Consider the following 20,193-nt stretch of genomic DNA (forward strand, 5'->3'; position numbering starts at 1 on the left):
CCTTGATTGTTCTTGGTATCGTCCGGTCGCAGCCGCTCAGGCGGCGAGCGCCCGGCAATCATTGAGCCGCCAGCCGATCTCGGCGGCAGCGCCGCGTGCGAGGGACGGCCCGGCCTGATGCGTCGGCAGCTTGACGAGGATATCGTCGCGGCCGCAGGCGGCGACGCGCAGGCGCAGATGGTCGCCGTAGTAGATGAGATCCTCGACCCGGCCCGGGAAGCGGTTCTCCACCCCCTCCGCCGGTGTCAGGCCGACCCGCTCCGGCCGGAGCGCCAGGGTGGCCTTGGACCCGACGGCGAGCCCGCTGCCGGCAAGGGCGAGGATCGAGGCACCGCCGTCCGTCTCGATCCGGCACTGGTCGCCGGAGAGGCCGGTTACCCGGCCGCCGATGGCGTTGTTCTCGCCGATGAAGGTCGCGACGAAGGGGTTGGCCGGTGCCTCGTAGAGCGTCGCCGGCGGCGCGACCTGCTGAAGCATGCCGTCGTTGAACACGCCGACCCGGTCCGACATCGTCAGCGCCTCGCCCTGGTCGTGGGTGACGTAGACGACGTTGATGCCCAGCCGTTCGTGCAGGTGCTTGATCTCGATCTGCATGTGCTCGCGCAACTGCTTGTCGAGGGCGCCGAGCGGCTCGTCCATCAGGACGAGCTTGGGATCGAACACCAGGGCGCGGGCGAGGGCGATGCGCTGCTGCTGGCCGCCGGAGAGCTGGCTCGGCTTGCGGGCCTCGAAGGCGGCCATGCGCACCATGTCGAGGGCGCGGCGCACCCGCTCCGTCGCCTCGGCGTTGCCCGTCCGCCGCATCCGGAGCGGGAAGGCGACGTTCTCGCCGACGCTCATATGTGGGAACAGGGCATAGTTCTGGAACACCACGCCGATGTTGCGCCGGTGCGCCGGCACGCTGTCGATGCGCCGGCCGTCGAGCGTGATGGTGCCGCTGGTCGGCACCTCGAAGCCAGCCAGCATCATCAGCGTCGTGGTCTTGCCCGAGCCGGAAGGGCCGAGCAGCGTCAGGAATTCGCCTCTGGCGACATCGAGGTCGAGGCCCCGCACGACATAGCTGGCGCCGTCATAGGATTTCTTCACGCCCTCGAACGTGATGAAGCGCTGGTCCTGCATGGGCTCCCTCGCATCGGCCCGGTTCGAATGCCGGTTGTTTGAATGCATCGTGATATTGTGTGCATTCAAAAAATTAGTCAAGCCGTACAATTGGTGCCTGTTGTGCTCGAGCATGGTCCCCGGCAACCAGCCTCTTCCGCGTGTTTTCCTGCCTCTGGACCGTCAGGGGCAAAGGCTGATATGAAGCCGCTACTTCGATGTCGACAGGGCGTGATTCCACGGCACGTCCGTTTTGTGTGAATCAAGGTGCATCTCGGATGCAGACAAATGCGAAGCGATCGCGATCGTCCGGCGCGGGCCAGGCTCCGCGCGTGCCGGCCTATCTCGCGCTCGCCGCCGAGCTGGAAGGGCGCATCCGCTCCGGCGACCTCAAGCCCGGAGCCAGCCTGCCGCCCCAGCGCGACCTGGCCCGCGAGCGCTCCCTGAACGTCTCCACCGTGTCGCGTGCCTACCGTGAATTGCAGAACCTCAACCTGGTGATGGGCTCGACCCGGCGCGGCACCATCGTCATGAGCGAGGCCGCCATGCCGCGCGTCGACCGGGCGTCGACGCCCTCGGGCGTGATCGACCTGACGGTCAACCGGCCGGCGGTCGACGATTTCCAACAGCGACTGGCGGCGAGCCTGCCGGTGCTGGCCGGCGATCCGCGCTTTCGCGAGCTGCAGGAGTACCAGCCGCCGGAGGGGCCGGCCTGGGCCCGCCATGCCGGTCGGCGCTGGGTGGCGCTGAACGGCTTCGACCCGGCGCCGGGCGACATCGTCGTGACCAGCGGTGCCCAGCACGCCTTGCTGGCGGTGATCGGCAGCCTGGTCGAGCCGGGCGACGTGGTGGCCGCCGACCGGTTGACCTATTACGGCCTCAAGGCCCTGGCCCAGATGTTCCGCTTCCGCATCGTCGGCATCTGTAGCGATGCGGAAGGCTTGTCGGCGGAGGATCTCGACGAGGCCTGCCGCCGCGAGGCGGTGAAGGCGGTCTTCACCGTGCCGTCTCTGCACAATCCCAGCGTCGTCACCATGTCCGAGCGCCGCCGGCGCGCGCTGGTGGAGGTCGCCGCGCGGCGGAACCTGACGATCATCGAGGACGACGTCTACGGACCGATGCTGGACAGCCGGCCGCCGGCGCTGCTCACCCTGGCGCCGGAGCGCACCTATCACATCTCCTCGCTGTCGAAGGCGCTCGCGCCCGGCCTGCGCGTCGGCTACCTCGTCTGCCCGCCCGGCCGGGCCTTGGTGACGGCCGAGGCGGTGCGCACGACGGCCTGGATGCCGGCGCCCCTGCCGCTGCTGGTGGCCAGCCGCTGGATGGAGGACGGCACGGCCGCCGACATCCTGGCGGCGCAGCTCGCCGAGCTCAGGGCGCGCCACGCCCTGGTCGCGACCATCCTGGCTGGCGCCAGCTTCAACGCCGATCCGCGCTGCATGTTCATCTGGCTGAGGCTGCCGGCGCCATGGCGCTCGGAGGACTTTGCCGCCAATGTCCGGGTGCACGGCGTCGCCGTGATGCCGGCGACGGCCTTCGCCGCCGACCGGCAGCCGGTGGAGCACGCGGTGCGGATCAATGTCGGCTGCGCGTCCTCGCGCGAGGAACTGGCCACGGCGCTGCGCATCGTCGCGGCGACGCTGGCCGGCCGGCCGCGCGCCCTGTTCGGCATGGTTTAGGGAGACGGCCATGGCCGATGCCGCTTTCGATCCTTCGCCCGCGCCCGTCGGCGCCGACCGAAGCCGCCACGTCGCGGTGATCGGGGCCGGGCTGGTCGGCCTGTGCTCGGCGCTCTGGCTGCAACGCCTCGGCCACCGCGTCACCGTTCTCGATCGGGTGCCGCCGGTGCCGGGGGGCTCCTATGCCCAGGCCTGTTCCTACGGCAATGCCTGCACCGTGGCGGTGCACGGCGTCCTGCCGGTGGCGACCCCCGGTGTGGCCTGGCGCGTTCCGGGCATGCTCCTGGACCCGGCCGGGCCGCTGGCCATCGTCTGGCGTTACCTGCCGCAGCTTGCCCCCTGGCTCCGGGCCTTCCTGGCGTCGAGCGGCGCGGACGAGGTCGAGCGCATCGCCGGCGTGCTCGCCGACCTGCTCGGCCTGGCCGATGCGGCCTACCGGCCCCTGGTCGAGGAGGCGGGCGCCCGCGGCCTGGAGCGGCATGCCGGCTGCCTCTACCTCTACAAGACCGACGCCTCCTTCGCCGCCGCGGAGGCGGACAGCCGCCTGCGCGAGCGGCACGGCATCGGCATCGACCGCCTGGACGCGGCGGCGATACGTGCCCTCGAGCCGCGCCTGGCGCCGCTCTACCGGCACGGCCTGCTCTTTCGCGACGCCTACACCTTCGACAGCCCGCAGGCGCTGGCGGTTGCCCTGGCCGAAGCGATCCGCGCCCGCGGCGGCGCCTTCGTCGCCGGCGAGGCCCGGGTGCTGCACTGCGGCGACGACGACGTCGAGGTTGCGGCGGGAGACGGGGCGCTGCGCGCCGATCGGCTCGTGGTCGCGGCCGGCGCCCATTCCCGCGCCCTGGTGCGGCAGATCGGCGAGGACGTGCTGCTCGACACGGAACGCGGCTACCACGTGCTGTTCCCGGACGCCGGCCATCTCCTCGGGCGGCCGGTATGCTACCCCGACCACGGCTTCTACATGACGCCGATGGCTGACGGCCTTCGAGCGGCAGGGACCGTGGAGCTCGGCGGCCTTGCCGCGCCGCTGCGGCCGGTGCGGACGCGGGTGATCCGCGAGACGGTCGCCAGGCTGCTGCCGGATGCCGGCGCGGCCGGGCCGGAATGGCTTGGCTTCCGCCCCTCCATGCCCGATTCCCTGCCGGTGCTGGCGCGGTCGAGCCGCTTTTCCGCCGCAACCTACGTCTTCGGGCACGGCCATCTCGGCCTGACCCTGGCGGCGATCAGCGGCCGGATCGTCGCCGATCTCGTGTCGGATCGCTCGCCCGTCCTGCCGGTCGCGCCGTTTCGGCACGATCGATTCGATTCGTGGGGCGGCCGGCGCGGCAAGCGCCGGGAGGCCTGATCGCAGCCGCGCCCGCTGGGGATACGGCCGGGGCTCGGCGATTCAATGCTTCGCCCTCGGACCTCGGACGGTTAAGACGACGGGGCCGGCCGCCAGGCCGGCCGCGACGCCGGAGGGAGCCCATGCCGACCAGCTTCGACCGTATTTTCCGTAACGGCACCGTCGTCAACCATGACGGACGGGGAGAAGCCGATATCGGCGTGACCGGCGGCAGGATCGCTGCCATCGGCGATCTCGGCCAGGCCAGCGCCGGAGAGGTGGTGGACTGCACGGGGCTGACTGTGCTGCCCGGCGTGATCGACAGCCAGGTGCATTTCCGCGAGCCCGGCGCGGTTCACAAGGAGGACCTGCAGAGCGGCTCGCTCTCCGCGGTGATGGGCGGTGTCACTGCCGTGTTCGAGATGCCGAACACCGATCCTCTCACCACTTCGGAGGCGACCCTGGCCGACAAGGTGAAGCGGGCGCATCATCGCATGCATTGCGATTTCGCCTTCTGGGTCGGCGGCACGCACGAGAATGCCGGCGACGTTGCCGAGCTCGAGCGCCTGCCGGGCGCGGCCGGCATCAAGGTGTTCATGGGCTCGTCCACCGGCTCGCTGCTGGTCGAGGACGATGCCGGCGTCGAGGCGATCCTCCGGCGCACCCGCCGGCGTGCCGCCTTCCATTCCGAGGACGAGGCGCGCCTGCGCGAGCGACGGGACCGGCGCGTGCCCGGCGACGCCTCCTCGCACCCGGTCTGGCGCGATGTCGAGGCGGCCTTGAACTGCACCCGCCGTCTCGTGGCCATCGCCCGGCGGACCGGTGCGCGCATCCATGTGCTGCATGTGTCGACCGCGGACGAGATGCGCTTCCTGGCCGATCACAAGGACGTCGCCACGGTCGAGGCGACGCCGCACCATCTCACCCTGGTCGCCCCGGACTGCTACCAGCGGCTCGGCACCCTGGCGCAGATGAACCCTCCGGTGCGCGACGCCGAGCATCGCGACGGCATCTGGCACGGGCTCGACCAGGGCATCGTCGACGTGCTCGGCTCCGACCATGCCCCGCACACGCTGCAGGAGAAGGCCAGGCCATACCCGGACTCGCCCTCCGGCATGACCGGGGTGCAGACGCTGGTGCCGATCATGCTCGACCACGTCCATGCCGGCCGCCTGACCCTGGAGCGACTGGTCGACCTCACGAGCCACGGTCCGGCCCGCATCTTCGGCATTGCCGGCAAGGGACGGATCGCCGTGGGCTACGACGCCGACTTCACCATCGTCGACCTGCAGAAGCACCGCATGATCTCGAACGGCTGGGTCGCTTCCAAGGCCGGCTGGACGCCCTATGACGGCGTTACCGTCACCGGCTGGCCGGTCGGCACGGTGGTGCGCGGCGCCCGCGTGATGTGGGAGGGAGGCCTGGTCGAAGCCAGGCGTGGCGAGGCGATGCGCTTCCTGGAGACGCTCGGCGGGGTGTCCGGCGCCCGCGCAACCGGCTAGACTGAAAGGCCTTGAGTCCCACACGCCGATAGCCATGCCCGATTCGACCCCGCCCGACATTGCCGCGCTTTCCTTCGAGAAGGCGCTCGCCGAACTCGACCAGATCGTCAAGAGCCTGGAGGGCGGCAACGTGCCTCTGGAGGAATCGATCGCCATCTATGCTCGCGGCGAGGCGCTGAAGGCCCATTGCGACCGGCTGCTCAAGATCGCCGAAGCCAAGGTCGACAAGATCCGGCTGGACGCCGAGGGCAAGCCGGCCGGCACGGAGGCCTTGCCGGACGCATAGCTCGCGCCTGTGCCGGCGCTGTCCCGGACCATGCCGGTCGGCGCGGGTTTGCGAGGCTGAAGCGGCCGCTTGCGCTGACCATTGCGTCAATGGACGCATGGCGCGACGTCATCACGAACGGAAACCATGTTGGTGTGCAAATCAGAACGATTGGCGAGAGTGCCATTTTGTGGTCTGGATTGTACCGTCTAGACATGGATGGCCTTTGGCCATGCGTTTTTTGCAATTGGTGGGACCGACCTTGGCAGACCCCTCCCCGACGCCGTTGCTTGACACGATCGAGACGCCGGACGATCTGCGTCGTCTTCCGGACGAGAAGCTCCGCCAGGTTGCGGACGAGCTGCGGTACGAGACGATCGACGCGGTGTCTGAGACGGGCGGGCATCTTGGGGCGGGGCTCGGTGTGATCGAGCTGACGGTTGCGCTGCATGCGGTGTTCGACACGCCGCGTGACCGGCTGATCTGGGACGTCGGGCACCAGGCCTATCCGCACAAGATCCTGACGGGGCGCCGGGACCGCATCCGGACGCTGCGCCAGGGCGGGGGGCTGTCGGGGTTCACGCGGCGTTCGGAGAGCGAGTACGACCCGTTCGGGGCGGCGCATTCCTCGACGTCGATCTCGGCGGGGCTCGGGATGGCGGCGGCGCGGGACCTTGAGGGGGGGACCGGGCATGTGGTGGCGGTGATCGGCGACGGGGCGATGTCGGCGGGCATGGCCTATGAGGCGATGAACAATGCCGGGGCGCTGGGCTCGCGTCTGGTCGTGATCCTGAACGACAACGACATGTCGATCGCCCCGCCGGTTGGGGCGATGTCGGCGTATCTGGCGCGTCTGGTGTCGGGGGGGACCTATACGGGGCTGCGGGAGCTGGCCAAGCAGCTGGCGCGGCGCCTGCCGAAGTTCGTGTACGACAAGGCCAAGCGGACGGAGAAGTATGCGCGGGGGTTCTGGACCGGCGGCACGCTGTTTGAGGAGTTGGGGTTCTACTATGTCGGGCCGATCGACGGGCACAATCTGGACCATCTGTTGCCGGTGCTGCGCAATGTGCGCGACCAGGCGGACGGTCCGGTTCTGGTGCATGTGGTGACGCAGAAGGGCAAGGGCTACGGGCCGGCGGAGGCGTCGGCGGACAAGTACCACGGGGTTGTGAAGTTCGACGTGGTGACCGGGGCGCAGGTGAAGGCGAAGGCGAATGCGCCGGCCTACACGCGGGTGTTCGGCGAGGCGCTGGTCAAGGAGGCGCGCAAGGACGAGCGGATCGTGGCGATCACGGCGGCGATGCCGTCAGGGACGGGGGTTGACCTGTTCGGGGCGGCGTTTCCGAAGCGGACGTTCGATGTGGGGATCGCCGAGCAGCATGCGGTGACGTTTGCGGCGGGGCTGGCGACGGAGGGGTACAAGCCGTTCTGCGCGATCTATTCGACGTTCCTGCAGCGGGCCTACGACCAGGTTGTGCACGACGTGGCGATCCAGAAGCTTGCGGTGCGGTTTCCGATCGACCGGGCGGGCTTGGTGGGGGCGGACGGGGCGACGCATGCCGGGTCGTATGACGTGGCGTATCTGTCGTGCCTGCCGCACATGGTGGTGATGGCGGCCTCGGACGAGGCGGAGCTTGTGCACATGGTTGCGACGGCGGCGGCCTATGACGAGGGTCCGATCGCGTTCCGCTATCCGCGCGGGGAGGGCGTCGGGGTGGAGCTGCCGGAGTCCGGCACGGTGCTGGCGCTGGGGCGTGGACGCGTGGTGCGGGAGGGGACGCATGTGGCGCTGCTGTCGCTTGGGACGCGGCTGGCGGAATGCCTGAAGGCGGCGGAGGACCTTGCGGTGCAGGGGCTTTCGGCGACGGTGGCGGATGCGCGGTTTGCCAAGCCGCTGGACGCTGGGCTGATCCTTCGCCTGGCGCGCGAGCACGAGGTGCTGGTGACGGTGGAGGAGGGGTCGGTGGGGGGCTTCGGCAGCCATGTGCTGCAGCTTCTGGCCGAGCAGGGGGCGCTGGACCGCGGGCTGAAGGTGCGCGCGCTGGTGCTGCCGGACCGGTTCCTCGACCATGACAGGCCGGAGGCGATGTATGCCCGGGCCGGGCTCGATGCCGCCGGCATCGTCGCCAAGGTCTTCGAAGCCCTCGGAAAGGACAGCGCAAAGGCCAGCAGGCGGGCTTGAGCCGGAGAGGCGGCCTTCGTCCCGGAGACGCCGGTCGATGCATCTGTCGAGGCTGACGCGCTTCCATCTCGCCGCGCTGTTCGGCGTTGTCCTGCTCGCCGGGCTGGCCCTGTTCTATGGCCTCGACGGCGTGGCGCGGGCCGTGGCGGATGTCGGCTGGGGCATCGCCCTCATCGTTCTCGTCCGCTTCGGGCAGGTGGCGTTCTCGGGCGTCGCCTGGCGCGCTGTCCTGCTCGCAGCCGTGCCGTGGTGGGCCTGCCCGCTGCTGCGCTGGGTGCGCGAGGCCATCAACGTCCTCCTGCCGGTGGCGCAGGTCGGCGGCGACATCGTCGGCGCGCGCCTGTTGACCCGGCACGGCGTCAAGGGGGCGACGGCGGCGGCCAGCGTCCTCGCCGACCTCCTGGTGCAGGTCTCGACCCAGCTGGTCTTCTCCCTGCTCGGCCTCGGCCTCTTCGTGATGAAGACCGGCGATGGCGAGACCGCGCGCTGGGCCGGCGCCAGCCTGGCGCTCTTCGCCCTCGGCGTTGCCGGATTCTTCGCCGTGCAGCGCTGGGGCGGTATCGACTGGATCGAGCGGCGCATCGTCGCCGCGGCGGCGAGGAAAGGTTGGGCGCTTCCCGGCGGCATCGTCGGCCTTGCCGGCAGCCTGGCGGCCATCCACCGTTCTCCGGCCCGCCTGGCGCTGGCGGCGGCGATCCATATGGGCATCTGGATCGTCGGAGCGCTCGAGGTGTGGATCGCCCTGGCGTTCCTCGGCCACCCCGTCGGCTTTGCCGAGGCTCTGGTGATCGAGAGCCTGTCGCACGTCGCCCGCGGCGCCCTCTTCATGGTGCCCGGCGGCATCGGCGTCCAGGAGGCGGCGATCGTCGCCATTGCCGCGGCCTACGGCCTTTCGCCGCAGCTCGCCCTCGCCGTGGGGCTGGCAAAGCGCGTGCCCGACATCATCTTAGGCATTCCGGGACTGGCGATCTGGCAGGCCATCGAGCTGCGCCAGCTCCCGGCCGATGTCAGTTCGCGACGCGGGCCGTCATGATGCGGGATTTGAGTCTGGTCTTCAGCGTCCTCGCCGTCCTCGGCTGCTTCTATGCGCTGGCCGCGGCATGGCTGATGGCGCGTTTCGGTGGGAAGGCGCCCGCCGGACAGCCCCCCGACGTGCCCGTGACCATTCTCAAGCCCCTGCACGGAGCCGAGCCCCGCCTCCGGGAGAACCTGGAGTCCTTCCTCGACCAGGACTATGGCGGCCCCGTCCAGGTCGTCTTCGGCGTGCAGGATCCGGCGGATGGGGCGATCCCGGTGGTCGAGGCGCTCATCCGCGCCCGGCCTGACCGTGACCTGGCCCTGGTCGTGAACGGCGCCCGGCATGGGACGAATCCCAAGATTTCCAACCTCGTCAACATGATGCCGTCGGCGCGCCATGACGTCATCGTGCTGGCCGACAGCGACATCCGCGTCGAGCCCGACTCTCTCGCCCGGGTCGTGGCGGCGCTGCACGCGCCGGGCGTCGGCGCGGTGACCTGCGCCTATCGCGGCAGCACGACGGACGGCTTATGGTCGCGGCTCGCCGGCCTGGCGATCGATGGCCACTTCCTGCCGAGCGTCGTGGTCGGCCTCGCCGGCGGCCTCGCCAGGCCTTGCTTCGGCGCGACGATCGCGCTGCGTCGCCGGACGCTGGATCGGATCGGCGGCTTTGCGGCGTTCGCCGACGTCCTGGCCGACGACTATGCCGTCGGCCGGGCGGTCCGTCGGCTCGGGCTCGCCGTGACGGTGGCCCCCTTCCTCGTCGCCCACCAGTGCAACGATGCCTCGCTCGGCGAGCTGCTGCGCCACGAGATCCGCTGGGCCAAGACCGTCGCCGGCCTCGACCGGCTCGGCTTCGTCGGCAGCGGCTTGACCCATGCGCTGCCGCTGTCCATCGTGGCCTTTGCCCTCGGCCGCCTGTCCGCGAGCGGCGGGATTCTGGTGGCGGCGGCACTTTTCTGCCGCACTCTGCTGCTCTGGAGTGTGGCGCGACGGTTCGGTCTGCGGGAAACGGCCTATCGGCTGCTGCCCTTGCGCGACTGCCTGTCGTTCTATGTCTATCTCGCCAGTTTCGTCCCCGGAACGGTCCGTTGGCGCGATCGTGCGTTCCTGGTCGAGACGGGCCGGATCTTGGTGGTGAGACGGGAAGGGGATCGATGATGCGCACGCTGTTTCTTCAGGCGCCCTCGTTCGACGGCTTCGACGGCGGCGCCGGCTCGCGCTACCAGGCCCGGCGGGAGATCGCCTCCTTCTGGTATCCGACCTGGCTGGCCCAGCCGGCGGCCCTGGTCGAAAACAGCAAGCTGATCGATGCGCCGCCGCACCGCACCCCGCTGTCGGCGATATCGGCCCAGGCCCGCGATTTCGATCTTGCCGTGCTGCACACCTCGACGCCGTCCTTCAAGTCGGACGTCCGGACGATCGAGGCACTCAAGGCGGCCAATCCCAACCTCAAGGCCGGCCTGATCGGCGCCAAGGTGGCGGTCGATGCGGCCGGGAGCCTCGCCGCGGCGCCCGCCGTCGACTTCGTCGCGCGCAACGAGTTCGACTTCACCATCAAGGATGTCGCCGACGGTATGGACTGGAAGGCGATCCGCGGCCTGTCCTTCCGCAACGGCGACGGCGAGATCATCCACAATGCCGACCGGCCGATGATCGAGCAGATGGATTCGCTGCCCTTCGTCACGCCGATCTACAAGCGCGACCTGACGATCAGGAACTACTTCATCGGCTACCTCAAGCACCCCTACATCTCACTCTACACCGGCCGGGGCTGCAAGTCGCGCTGCACCTTCTGCCTCTGGCCGCAGACCGTGGGCGGCCATCGCTACCGCACCCGCAGCGTCGGCCATGTCATCGAGGAGATCGCCTGGGCCAGGAAGGCCTTTCCGGAGGTGAAGGAGTTCTTCTTCGACGACGACACCTTCACCGACGACCTGCCGCGGGCCATGGAGATCGCCAGGGGGCTCGGCAAGCTCGGCGTCACCTGGTCCTGCAACGCCAAGGCCAACGTGCCGCGCGAGGCCTTGAAGGTGATGCGCGAGAACGGCCTGCGCCTCCTCCTGGTCGGCTATGAATCCGGCAACCAGCAGATCCTGCACAACATCAAGAAGGGCATGCGCATCGAGGTGGCCGAGCGCTTCACCAAGGACTGCCACGACCTCGGCATCACCATCCACGGCACCTTCATCATGGGCCTGCCCGGCGAGACCAGGGAGACGATCGAGGAAACCATCCGCTTCGCCACCAGGATCAACCCGCACACCATCCAAGTCTCGCTCGCCGCGCCCTATCCCGGCACGGTCCTGTACCAGCAGGCGCTCGAGCAAGGCTGGCTCGACGACGCCAATGCCGAACTGGTCGACGAACACGGCGTGCAGATCGCGCCGCTGCACTATCCCGGGCTCAGCCACACCGAGATCTTCGACTCGGTCGAGGTGTTCTATCGCCGTTTCTATTTCCGCGCCGGCAAGATCGGCTCGATCGTCGGCGAGATGGTGCGCAGCCCCGAGATGATGAAGCGCCGGCTGCGCGAGGGCGTCGAGTTTTTCCAGTTCCTGCGCGAGCGCCACAAGATCGCGCAAGGGGCGGCCAACTGAACGCGCTGATCGTCACGGCCGACGATTTCGGCCTGGCGCCTGAGGTCAACGCCGCGGTGGAACTGGCCCATCGCGACGGCATCCTCACCTGCGCCAGCCTGATGGTCGGCGCCGCCGCTGCCAGGGAGGCGGTGGCGATCGCCCGCCGCCTGCCGTCGCTGCGGGTCGGCCTGCACCTCGTGCTGGTCGAGGACCGGCCGGTGCTGCCGCCTTCCGCCATCCCCGATCTCGTCGGCGCCGACGGGCTGTTTCGTCGCGACCTCGTCCGCACCGGCGCCGGAATGTTCTTCCTGCCCGGCGTCCGGCGCCAGCTCGCGGCCGAGATCACGGCCCAGTTCGAAGCCTTCCGCGCCACCGGGCTGCCGCTCGACCACGTCAACGCCCATCAGCACTACCACCTGCACCCGACGGTCGCTTCGCTGATCCTGGCCATCGGCCCGCGCTTCGGCATGCGCGCCCTGCGCGTGCCGATGGAGCCGGCCGCGGTGATCCGCGCCGTCGAGCCGGCCTCCCGCAGCCGCCTCGGCGCGATCACCGCGCCCTGGAGCCGGCTGCTCGGGCGGCGCGCCCGCCGCCACGGCCTGCTGGTGCCGGACCGGGTGTTCGGGCTGGCCTGGACCGGGGCGATGACCGGTGGGCGGCTCCGGGGCCTGATCGACCGGCTGCCGCCCGGCGTCACCGAGATCTACGCCCATCCTGCCACCGGCGGCGGCTTCCCCCGCGCCGCGCCGGGGTATCGCTATGCCGAGGAGCTGACCGGCCTCACCGACCCGGAGACGCGCACGCGCGTTGCGGAAAGCCGCGTGCGGCTGTGCGGCTTCGGCGATCTTGCGTGAGCGCCCGCGCGCTTCTCAGGTCGACTTCGTCTCCCGCGGCGGCCCCATTAGGATCGGCTGGAACAGCACGGCCGCCGCCAGGGTGCAGGCCAGCGACAGGGCCAGCAGTTCGCCCATGCTCGACGTGCCGGGATGGTGCGAGAACCACAGGCTGCCGAAGGCGGCGGCGGTGGTCGCGGCGCTGAACAGCACCGCCCGCGTCAGGCTGGAAGCGAGCAGGCTGCGCTCGCCGGCGCGCCAGGCCATGACGAAATAGACCTTGAAGGCGACGCCGACCCCCAGCAGCAGCGGCAGCGCGATGATGTTGGCGAAGTTGAGCGGCAGGTCGAGCAGCACCGTCAGCTCCAGCGTCACCACCCCGGCCAGCAGCAGCGGCACCAATGTCAGCAGCACGTCGGCGAGACGCTTCAGCACGACGAACAGGAGTATGGTGATGCTGACGAGAGCAAAGGCGCCGGCCTGGAAGAAGGCATGCACGATGGTCTCGCCCGCATCCTGGATGGTCACGGGGTAGCCGGTCGCGTCCGGCGCCACGGCGCGGACTGCGGCTGCGAACCGGCGCAGCGTCGCATTGTCGTTGGAATCGCCCTTGGCGAAGACCTGCACGGCGGCCTGTCCGTCGGGCGTGGTCCAGTCGCCCCTGATCTCGGGCGGCAGGGTGTCCAGCGTCACGCGCGAAGCCTGCAGGCTGTCGCGCAGCTGCGCCAGCAGGGACGGCAGGCCGGCGAACAGGGTGTTCTGCACCCGGGCGCGTGTCTGCGGCGTGGCGTCGGCGAGCTTGCCGAGGGCGGCCGAGAGTCGGCCGAGGGCGCTCTCGCCGGCTTGTCCGCCGAGTGCCTGGACGGCCTGGCGCAGCGATGCCGCCACGTCCGCGTCGCTCGGCGCCGGGGCAGGCGGCGCGGCCAGCATCGGGCCGAGGGTCGACACAGCCATGGCGATCGCCGCGAGCTTCTCGTCCTGGTCCTCCGGGATGAAGGAGGCGAGCGTCACCGCGCGCCCGACCTCGGGCAGCTTCTCGATCCGGGCGGCGGTGTCCTGAGCAGCCTGGAGCGAAGGGCGCAGGATGTGGATCGTTGCCGGGCTGGTGTCCACATCGCGGGTGAGGTCGATGAAGGTCGCCACCGACTCCACCGTGGCGCTGCGCAGATGGATCGGGTTGAAGTCGAAGCGCACGTGCCAGAGCAGCGGCAGGCCGGCGAGGACCACCGCGAGCGTGCCGATCAGGATCGGGATGCGGTGGCGGGCGGTGAAGCGGTCGACCGGTGCCAGGAACAGGAAGCCGACGGCTTCCCGCTCGCCGGCCGGCTTCAGGAGGCGGATCAGCGCCGGCAGCACGGTGATGCTGGTGGCGAAGGCGACGATCATGCCGGTGCCGGCGATGAGGCCGAGCTCGGAGAGGCCGCGATAGGAGGTCGGCAGGAAGGAATAGAAGCCGGCCGCCACCGCCACTGCGGCCAGGGCGAGCGGCCGGCCCGCCTTCAACGCGGCATTCTGCAGCGAGCGGACGAGGTCGTCGTCGAGATGGCGCTCCTCGCGATAGCGCACGCTGAACTGGATGCCGAAATCGACGCCGAGGCCGACGAACAGCACGGCGAAGGCCACCGAGATCAGGTTGAACGCACCCACCATCACGAGGCCGAGGGCGGCGGTGATCACCAGGCCGATGAAGAGGCTGATCAGGACGGCCAGGATGATCCGGCCCGAGCGCAACGCCAGCCAGAGGATGAGAAGCACCGCCAGCAGCGTCAGCGCGCCGTTGAGCTCGGCGCCTTCGGCCAGGGTGCCGAACTCCTCGTCCGCCATCGGCACGTCGCCGGTCAGGCGGACGCGCACGCCGTTTTCCGGGGTCAGCCCGAGATCCCCGGCCGCCTTCCGGATCGCATCGGCGGCGAGGTGCCCGGGCTGCAGGTTCTCGAAGTCGAGCACCGGCCGCACCAGCAGGATGCGGCGCGTGCCGCGCTTGTCTTCCTGGCCCTGGGTCAGGTCGGTCCAGGAGAAGGAAGCCGGCCGGCCGGCGAGATCGTCCTCGATGGCGGCGGCCATGGCGGCAAGGGGCTTTTCGTCGATCGCGTCCTTCGGGATCCGTCCCGCGGCCAGGCCCATGCCGATGCCCGACAGCACGTTGCCGAGGCCGCGCAGCGACGGGTCGGCGGCGAGCGGCCCGAGGAAGGCCTGCGAGCGCAGCAGCGCCTCGACGGTGCGGTTCACCTCCTCGGCCGAAAGATAGAGCAGGCCGTTCTGCCGGAAGAAACGTCCGCCGTCCGCCTGGCGGACCAGCTGGATTGCCTCGGGCATGGTCGATAGCCGTTCGCCGAGCGCGGTCGCGGCCCGGTCGGCTTCGTCCGGTGTCCTGGCATCGATCACCACCGCGACCCCGGTGCTCAGATTGGGAAAGGCGGCGTTGAAGGCGGCTTCGTGGCGGCGCCAGGCGACGTCGGGCGAGATCAGGTCGCTGGAATCGGTGTTGATGCGGAAATGGGTCGCCGCATAGGCGCCGGCTGCGATGGCGATCAGGAGGGAGAGGACGAGCGTGGCGACGGCGTGCCGGATGCAGAGCTGCACGATCCGGAGAACGAAATTTTCCACCATCTCGACGTCATCTCCCCGGGGCGACGGAGCGAGGTGGCATTCCCCGCATCGGCGCGGCGACACTACACGCGAACAGCGGGGCCAGCGACCCCGCCACGGTCGAATCCGCGGAAGACCCGGGGATATCGAGCATATTTGCCACGCACGGCCTCGCTGGCCGATCCGGGGAGCCGGGCGGCGATTGCGGCAACAGTTTGGCAGTTTTCAGATCCGGATCGGCGAAGTCCGGAAGCAGCGGCAAAATGGCATCAAGCCGCTTTTCAAGAAGAGCGTATCGACGATTCCCATGTGGACGGTTCGTCAGGGGGCTGCTACGCTCCGAGCTACTATGGGAATGTCAGGCTGTTGTCGATGAAGGTTATTCTCGCTACGCCTCGTGGTTTTTGCGCCGGGGTGATCCGAGCGATCGAAATCGTTGAATTGGCTCTCGAAAGATACGGTGCCCCGGTCTATGTGCGCCACGAGATCGTGCACAACCGGCATGTCGTGAAGAGCCTGGAAGCGAGGGGCGCTCGGTTCGTCGAGAGCCTGGAGGAGATACCTGCCGGCGCCAGGACCATTTTCAGCGCCCACGGCGTCTCCGACGCCGTCGAGCATGAGGCTCGCGAACGCGGCCTGCCCGTGCTCGACGCCACCTGCCCGCTGGTCACCAAGGTGCACAACCAGGGCCGGCGCTACGAGGCGCAGGGCCGCATCGTGATCCTGATCGGCCATGCCGGCCATCCCGAGGTCGAGGGCACGATGGGGCGCATGGGCGGCGCGGTGCATCTGGTGCAGACCGTAGCCGATGTCGCCGCGCTCGATCTTGCCGCCGACACGCCGCTCGCCTACGTCACGCAGACGACCCTGAGCATCGACGACACCCGTGCCATCATCACGGCGCTGGAGCGGCGCTTCAGCAACGTCGTCGGTCCCGACACGCGCGATATCTGCTACGCCACCCAGAACCGGCAATGGGCGGTGCGCGAACTTGCCCGGGAAGCCGACGTGATCCTGGTGGTCGGCGCCGCCAACAGCTCCAATTCCAACCGGCTGCGCGAGATCGGCGAGGAGTGCGGCGTGCCGAGCTATCTCATCGCCGATGCCGACGATCTCGACCGGTCCTGGCTGCGCAACGCGCGTTGCGTCGGCCTCACGGCCGGCGCCTCTGCGCCCGAGGTTCTGATCGAGCGCGTCATCGACCGCCTTGCCGAGTGGCACAAGATCGACGTCTCGACGCTGGCCGGCCGGGAGGAGCGCATCCAGTTCCGCTTGCCGGCCGAACTGCTCGAAGCCTGACGGGGCATCCGGGGAACGTTTCGGCCATTTCAGGATGACGTAGCGTGGGCATTCCTTTCAACCAGATGGCGCGGATCGGCGCCTATATCCTCAAGAACGAGATCAGCGGCACCAGGCGCTATCCGCTGGTGCTGATGCTCGAGCCGTTGTTTCGCTGCAACCTCGCCTGCGCGGGCTGCGGCAAGATCGACTATCCCGCCGAGATCCTGAACCAGCGCCTCTCGGTCGAGGACTGCCTCGGCGCGGCCGAGGAGTGCCCGGCGCCGGTGGTGGTGATTGCCGGCGGCGAACCGCTGCTGCACCGCGAGCTGCCGCAGATCGTCGAGGCCCTGCTGGCGCGGGGCAAGTTCGTCACGGTCTGCACCAATGCGCTGCTGATGGAGAAGAAGCTGGGGCAGTACAAGCCCCATCGGAACTTCAACTGGTCGGTGCATCTGGACGGCGACAAGCCGATGCACGACAAGTCCGTCTGCCAGGGCGGCGTCTACGACAAGGCGGTCGCCGCCATCCGGGCCGGCAAGGCGGCGGGCTTCCGGGTCAACATCAACTGCACCCTGTTCAACGACGCCGTGCCGGAGCAGGTCGCAGCTTTCCTCGACACGCTGAAGCCGCTCGGCGTCGACGGCATCACCATCTCCCCCGGCTATGCCTATGAGCGGGCGCCGGACCAGCAGCATTTCCTCAACCGCAAGGCGACGAAGACCCTGTTCCGCGAGGTGTTCCGGCGCGGGCGCGGCGGGCGCAACTGGGATTTCTTCCAGTCGGGCCTGTTCCTCGACTTCCTCGCCGGCAATCAGACCTATCACTGCACGCCGTGGGGCAATCCGACGCGTACGGTCTTCGGCTGGCAGAAGCCCTGCTATCTCCTGGGCGAAGGCTACGCCAAGACCTTCAAGGAGCTGATGGAGACGACGGACTGGGACGCCTACGGCACCGGCAACTACGAGAAGTGCGCCGATTGCATGGTCCATAGCGGCTTCGAGGCCACGGCGGTCAAGGACGCGGTCAAGCACCCGCTCAAGGCTCTGGGCGTGGCCCTGCGCGGCGCCCGGACCGAGGGCGAGATGGCGCCGGAGATACCGCTCGACCGCCAGCGCCCGGCCGAATTCGTGTTCTCACGGCATGTCCAGCACAAGCTGGACGAGATAAGGGCACGCAAGACCGGGACCGAGCTGCCGGCGGACGCCGCCGAGTGAGGCGAGGGCGCGCCGCGCGGCAAGCGCGGTGCGCAGCAGCGCCGGCACTTGTCCGGGCGTGCGGGCCAGCGCCGCCAGCACGCGTGCGATGTCGGTGCGTCCGTCAGGCTTGAGGCCGGCAAGCGCAGCCGGCGGCAAGGCCGCATCGGCCGCATCCGCCACAGCGCGGATGACGGCGAAGGGCAGACCATGGATCCCGGCCAGGTCGGCGACGATGTGCGATTCCATGTCGACGGCGGCGGCGCCGGTGGCCGAGGCGAGCCGCTGCTTGGCCGCGGGCGTCGTGGCCGCTTCGTCGCAGCCGGCGATGCCGGCCAGGGTCGCGCCCGGACAGGCCTGCGCCAAGGCCTGGAGCCAGGGGCCGTCGGCATCCCGCCGGCCTGCCGGACCGCACACCCACGGCGCCAGCACCAGTGCGCCGGGCGCCAGCGCCGGGTCGAGCCCGCCGGCAATGCCGAAGCTGACGAGGCCGGCGACGCCTCCCTCGGCCAGGGCCTCGGCCAGCCGCGTCCGCGTCGGGATCGGCCGACCCCCGCCGCAGATCGCCGGCACGGCGGGGCCTTGCGCCAGGCGCGCCTCCGCCTGCAGGCCGCAGACGGCAATGACCCGTGGGGAAGGGAGCGGTGCGGTCCGCATCGGTCCTCCGGCGCTCACATCCCGTGCAACACCGCCGCGCCGTTGCCCTCCATGAGGTTGCGGTAGCGCGACACCGCCCAGAGCGGGAAGATCTTGGCGTAGCCGTGGTAGCGCAGGTAGAAGACGCGCGGAAAGCCGGTGCCGGTGTAGCTTTCCTCCGGCCACAGCCCGTCCGCGTCCTGGCGGTCGAGCAGCCATTGTACGCCGCGGGCGACGGCGGGGTGGCGGGCCTCGCCCGCCGCCATCAGGCCGAGCACGGCCCAGGCGGTCTGGGAGGCGGCGCTGGCGGCTCTTTCATAGCCGGCATAGTCGAGCTTGTAGCTGGCGCAGTCTTCCCCCCAGCCGCCGTCGGGGTTCTGGATCGAGACCAGCCAGTCGACGGCCCGGCGCATCTCGGGCGCGCCGGCTTCGACGCCGACGGCGTTGAGGCCGCACAGCACCGACCATGTGCCGTAGATGTAGTTGACGCCCCAGCGCCCGTACCAGCTGCCGTCTTTCTCCTGCGTGGTCCTGAGATAGTCGAGCGCGCGGGCGACGGCGCTGCTCGTCCGGGCGGTTTCGCCGAGCTGGCCGAGCATGGAGAGGCACCGTCCGGTGACATCGGCCGTGGGCGGATCGAGCAGCGCACCGTGATCCGAGAACGGGATGTGGTTGAGGTAGTCATGATTGTTGTCGGCATCGAAGGCGCCCCAGCCGCCGTTGCGGCTCTGCAGGCCTTCCACCCATTCCCGGCCGCGGGCGATCGCCTCGGCATAGTCGCGATGGCCGCCCGCGCTCTGGGCCCGATCCATGGCCATCACCACCACGGCGGTGTCGTCGAGATCGGGATAGTGGTCGTTGGCATATTGGAAGGCCCAGCCGCCGGGCCGGACGTCCGGACGGATCTCGGCCCAGTCACCCTTGACGTCGAGCACCTGCCGCGGCTTCAGCCAGGCAAGGCCCCGTTCGGCCTGGTGCGGCGCCGTCTCCACGCCGGATTCGAGCAGCGCATGGCTGGCCAGGGCCGTGTCCCACACCGGCGAAACGCAGGGCTGGCAATAGGTTTCCGCCGGCTTGACCACCAGGAGCCTGTCGATCGAGCGGCGGGCGACCGCCAGGGCGGGATGGTCGGCGCGATAGCCGAGCGCATCGAAGGCCATCACCGCATTGGCCATGGCGGGATAGATGGCGCCGAGCCCGTCCTCGCCGTTGAGGCGTTCCAGCACGAAGGCCTCCGCCCTGGCCAGGGCGCGCCGGCGGGAGCCTTTGGGAAAGAGCGGCTCGACCGCGCGCAGCACCCGGTCGATGCCGCCGAAGATCTGGGAGTAGGGGGCCTTCTGATGCGGACCCTTCGGCCACAGCCGGACGCGCTCCGGCGGGACGAGGAAGAGTTCCTCGACCCCGACGCCGCGCGGGTTCCTCGCGGCCGGCTTCAGGGCCTGCAGGATCAGGAGCGGCACGATCACCGTGCGGGCCCAATAGGAGATCTTGCTGAGATGGAAGGGAAACCAGCGCGGCAGCAGCATGATCTCCACCGGCATGACCGGCACCGCCCGCCAGGGCACGGCGCGGTAGAGCGCCAGCAGGATGCGGGTGAAGACATTGCTGCGCGCCGCGCCGCCATGGGCCAGGATCGCCTCGCGCGCGCGCTTCATGTGCGGCAGGTCGGGAGCGTCGCCGATCATCTTGAGGGCGAAATAGGCCTTGACGCTGGCGCTGACGTCGAGCGCCCCGCCTTCGAACAGCGGCCAGCCGCCATGCGCGCCCTGGATGCGGCGCAGATAGGCGCCGATCCCGGCTTCGAGCGCGAGATCATCGGGCTCGCCGCGGTAATGGCGCAGCAGGACGTATTCGGCCGGGATGGTCGCGTCCGCCTCGAGCTCGAACACCCAATGTCCGTCCGGCTGCTGGCGCGACAGCACCGACCGCGTGGCCGAACGGACTGCCCGATCGAGATGCGGCTGCGCCGGCCGGGACGCTGCGAGCTCCGCACCGGAAGGCATGGTCAT

At 69.7% G+C, this 20,193-nt stretch carries 15 protein-coding genes; 11 read left to right on the plus strand and 4 right to left on the minus strand.

Translation table 11 applies throughout. From position 1 onward, the window contains the following. Nucleotides 1–36: 36 nt before the first annotated feature. Nucleotides 37–1,233 carry an ABC transporter ATP-binding protein gene (locus AC27L4_RS03475; RefSeq protein WP_487140553.1) on the minus strand — a complete coding sequence of 399 codons (1,197 nt, stop codon included), beginning with the start codon at nt 1,231–1,233 and terminating at the stop codon, nt 37–39. Between the two features lie 143 nt (nt 1,234–1,376). On the opposite strand from AC27L4_RS03475, the gene AC27L4_RS03480 reads away from it, so the two are divergent. The 9 genes from AC27L4_RS03480 (at nt 1,377) to hpnK (ending at nt 12,506) form a co-directional block, all read left to right on the plus strand. Further along, nucleotides 1,377–2,777 carry an aminotransferase-like domain-containing protein gene (locus AC27L4_RS03480; RefSeq protein WP_487140554.1) on the plus strand — a complete coding sequence of 467 codons (1,401 nt, stop codon included), beginning with the start codon at nt 1,377–1,379 and terminating at the stop codon, nt 2,775–2,777. Between the two features lie 10 nt (nt 2,778–2,787). Next, nucleotides 2,788–4,125 (plus strand): NAD(P)/FAD-dependent oxidoreductase, encoded by a 1,338-nt coding sequence (locus AC27L4_RS03485; RefSeq protein ID WP_487140555.1) that lies wholly within the window; start codon nt 2,788–2,790, stop codon nt 4,123–4,125. A 122-nt stretch (nt 4,126–4,247) separates the two neighbouring features. Continuing rightward, nucleotides 4,248–5,606, plus strand: a complete 1,359-nt coding sequence (locus AC27L4_RS03490) for a dihydroorotase (RefSeq protein ID WP_487140556.1) — start codon at nt 4,248–4,250, stop codon at nt 5,604–5,606. A 34-nt stretch (nt 5,607–5,640) separates the two neighbouring features. Beyond that, nucleotides 5,641–5,892: an exodeoxyribonuclease VII small subunit gene (locus AC27L4_RS03495; protein ID WP_487140557.1), complete on the plus strand. Its 252-nt coding sequence runs from the start codon at nt 5,641–5,643 to the stop codon at nt 5,890–5,892. Nucleotides 5,893–6,103: 211 nt separating this feature from the next. Next, on the plus strand, nt 6,104–8,053 hold the full coding sequence (gene dxs / locus AC27L4_RS03500; protein WP_487140558.1) for a 1-deoxy-D-xylulose-5-phosphate synthase: 1,950 nt from the start codon (nt 6,104–6,106) through the stop codon (nt 8,051–8,053). 37 nt (nt 8,054–8,090) lie between these two features. Beyond that, nucleotides 8,091–9,086, plus strand: coding sequence for a lysylphosphatidylglycerol synthase domain-containing protein (locus AC27L4_RS03505; protein WP_487140559.1), 996 nt, complete (start codon nt 8,091–8,093; stop codon nt 9,084–9,086). After that, nucleotides 9,086–10,231: a bacteriohopanetetrol glucosamine biosynthesis glycosyltransferase HpnI gene (hpnI, locus tag AC27L4_RS03510; RefSeq protein WP_487140560.1), complete on the plus strand. Its 1,146-nt coding sequence runs from the start codon at nt 9,086–9,088 to the stop codon at nt 10,229–10,231. The genes AC27L4_RS03505 and hpnI overlap by 1 nt, the downstream gene beginning before the upstream one ends. After that, nucleotides 10,231–11,670 carry a hopanoid biosynthesis associated radical SAM protein HpnJ gene (gene hpnJ, locus AC27L4_RS03515; RefSeq protein ID WP_487140966.1) on the plus strand — a complete coding sequence of 480 codons (1,440 nt, stop codon included), beginning with the start codon at nt 10,231–10,233 and terminating at the stop codon, nt 11,668–11,670. The genes hpnI and hpnJ overlap by 1 nt, the downstream gene beginning before the upstream one ends. Then, on the plus strand, nt 11,667–12,506 hold the full coding sequence (hpnK, locus tag AC27L4_RS03520) for a hopanoid biosynthesis-associated protein HpnK (protein WP_487140967.1): 840 nt from the start codon (nt 11,667–11,669) through the stop codon (nt 12,504–12,506). The genes hpnJ and hpnK overlap by 4 nt, the downstream gene beginning before the upstream one ends. A gap of 15 nt (nt 12,507–12,521) precedes the next feature. On the opposite strand, the gene hpnN is transcribed toward hpnK, so the two are convergent. Then, entirely contained in the window at nt 12,522–15,095 is a 2,574-nt protein-coding gene (gene hpnN / locus AC27L4_RS03525; protein ID WP_487140561.1) for a hopanoid transporter HpnN, read from the minus strand. A 351-nt stretch (nt 15,096–15,446) separates the two neighbouring features. Between hpnN and ispH the strand changes: the two genes are divergently transcribed. Together ispH and hpnH are read left to right on the plus strand one after the other, a co-directional pair. Continuing rightward, nucleotides 15,447–16,373, plus strand: a complete 927-nt coding sequence (gene ispH, locus AC27L4_RS03530; RefSeq protein WP_487140562.1) for a 4-hydroxy-3-methylbut-2-enyl diphosphate reductase — start codon at nt 15,447–15,449, stop codon at nt 16,371–16,373. Between the two features lie 44 nt (nt 16,374–16,417). Next, entirely contained in the window at nt 16,418–17,569 is a 1,152-nt protein-coding gene (gene hpnH, locus AC27L4_RS03535) for an adenosyl-hopene transferase HpnH (protein WP_487140563.1), read from the plus strand. On the opposite strand, the gene AC27L4_RS03540 is transcribed toward hpnH, so the two are convergent. Together AC27L4_RS03540 and shc are read right to left on the minus strand one after the other, a co-directional pair. After that, nucleotides 17,489–18,205 carry a phosphorylase family protein gene (locus AC27L4_RS03540; RefSeq protein WP_487140564.1) on the minus strand — a complete coding sequence of 239 codons (717 nt, stop codon included), beginning with the start codon at nt 18,203–18,205 and terminating at the stop codon, nt 17,489–17,491. The genes hpnH and AC27L4_RS03540 overlap by 81 nt on opposite strands. Before the next feature lie 14 nt (nt 18,206–18,219). Beyond that, nucleotides 18,220–20,187, minus strand: coding sequence for a squalene--hopene cyclase (gene shc, locus AC27L4_RS03545; RefSeq protein ID WP_487140969.1), 1,968 nt, complete (start codon nt 20,185–20,187; stop codon nt 18,220–18,222). Nucleotides 20,188–20,193 lie beyond the last annotated feature (6 nt).

It is taken from the genome of Labrys sp. Lb11 (assembly GCF_057554225.1).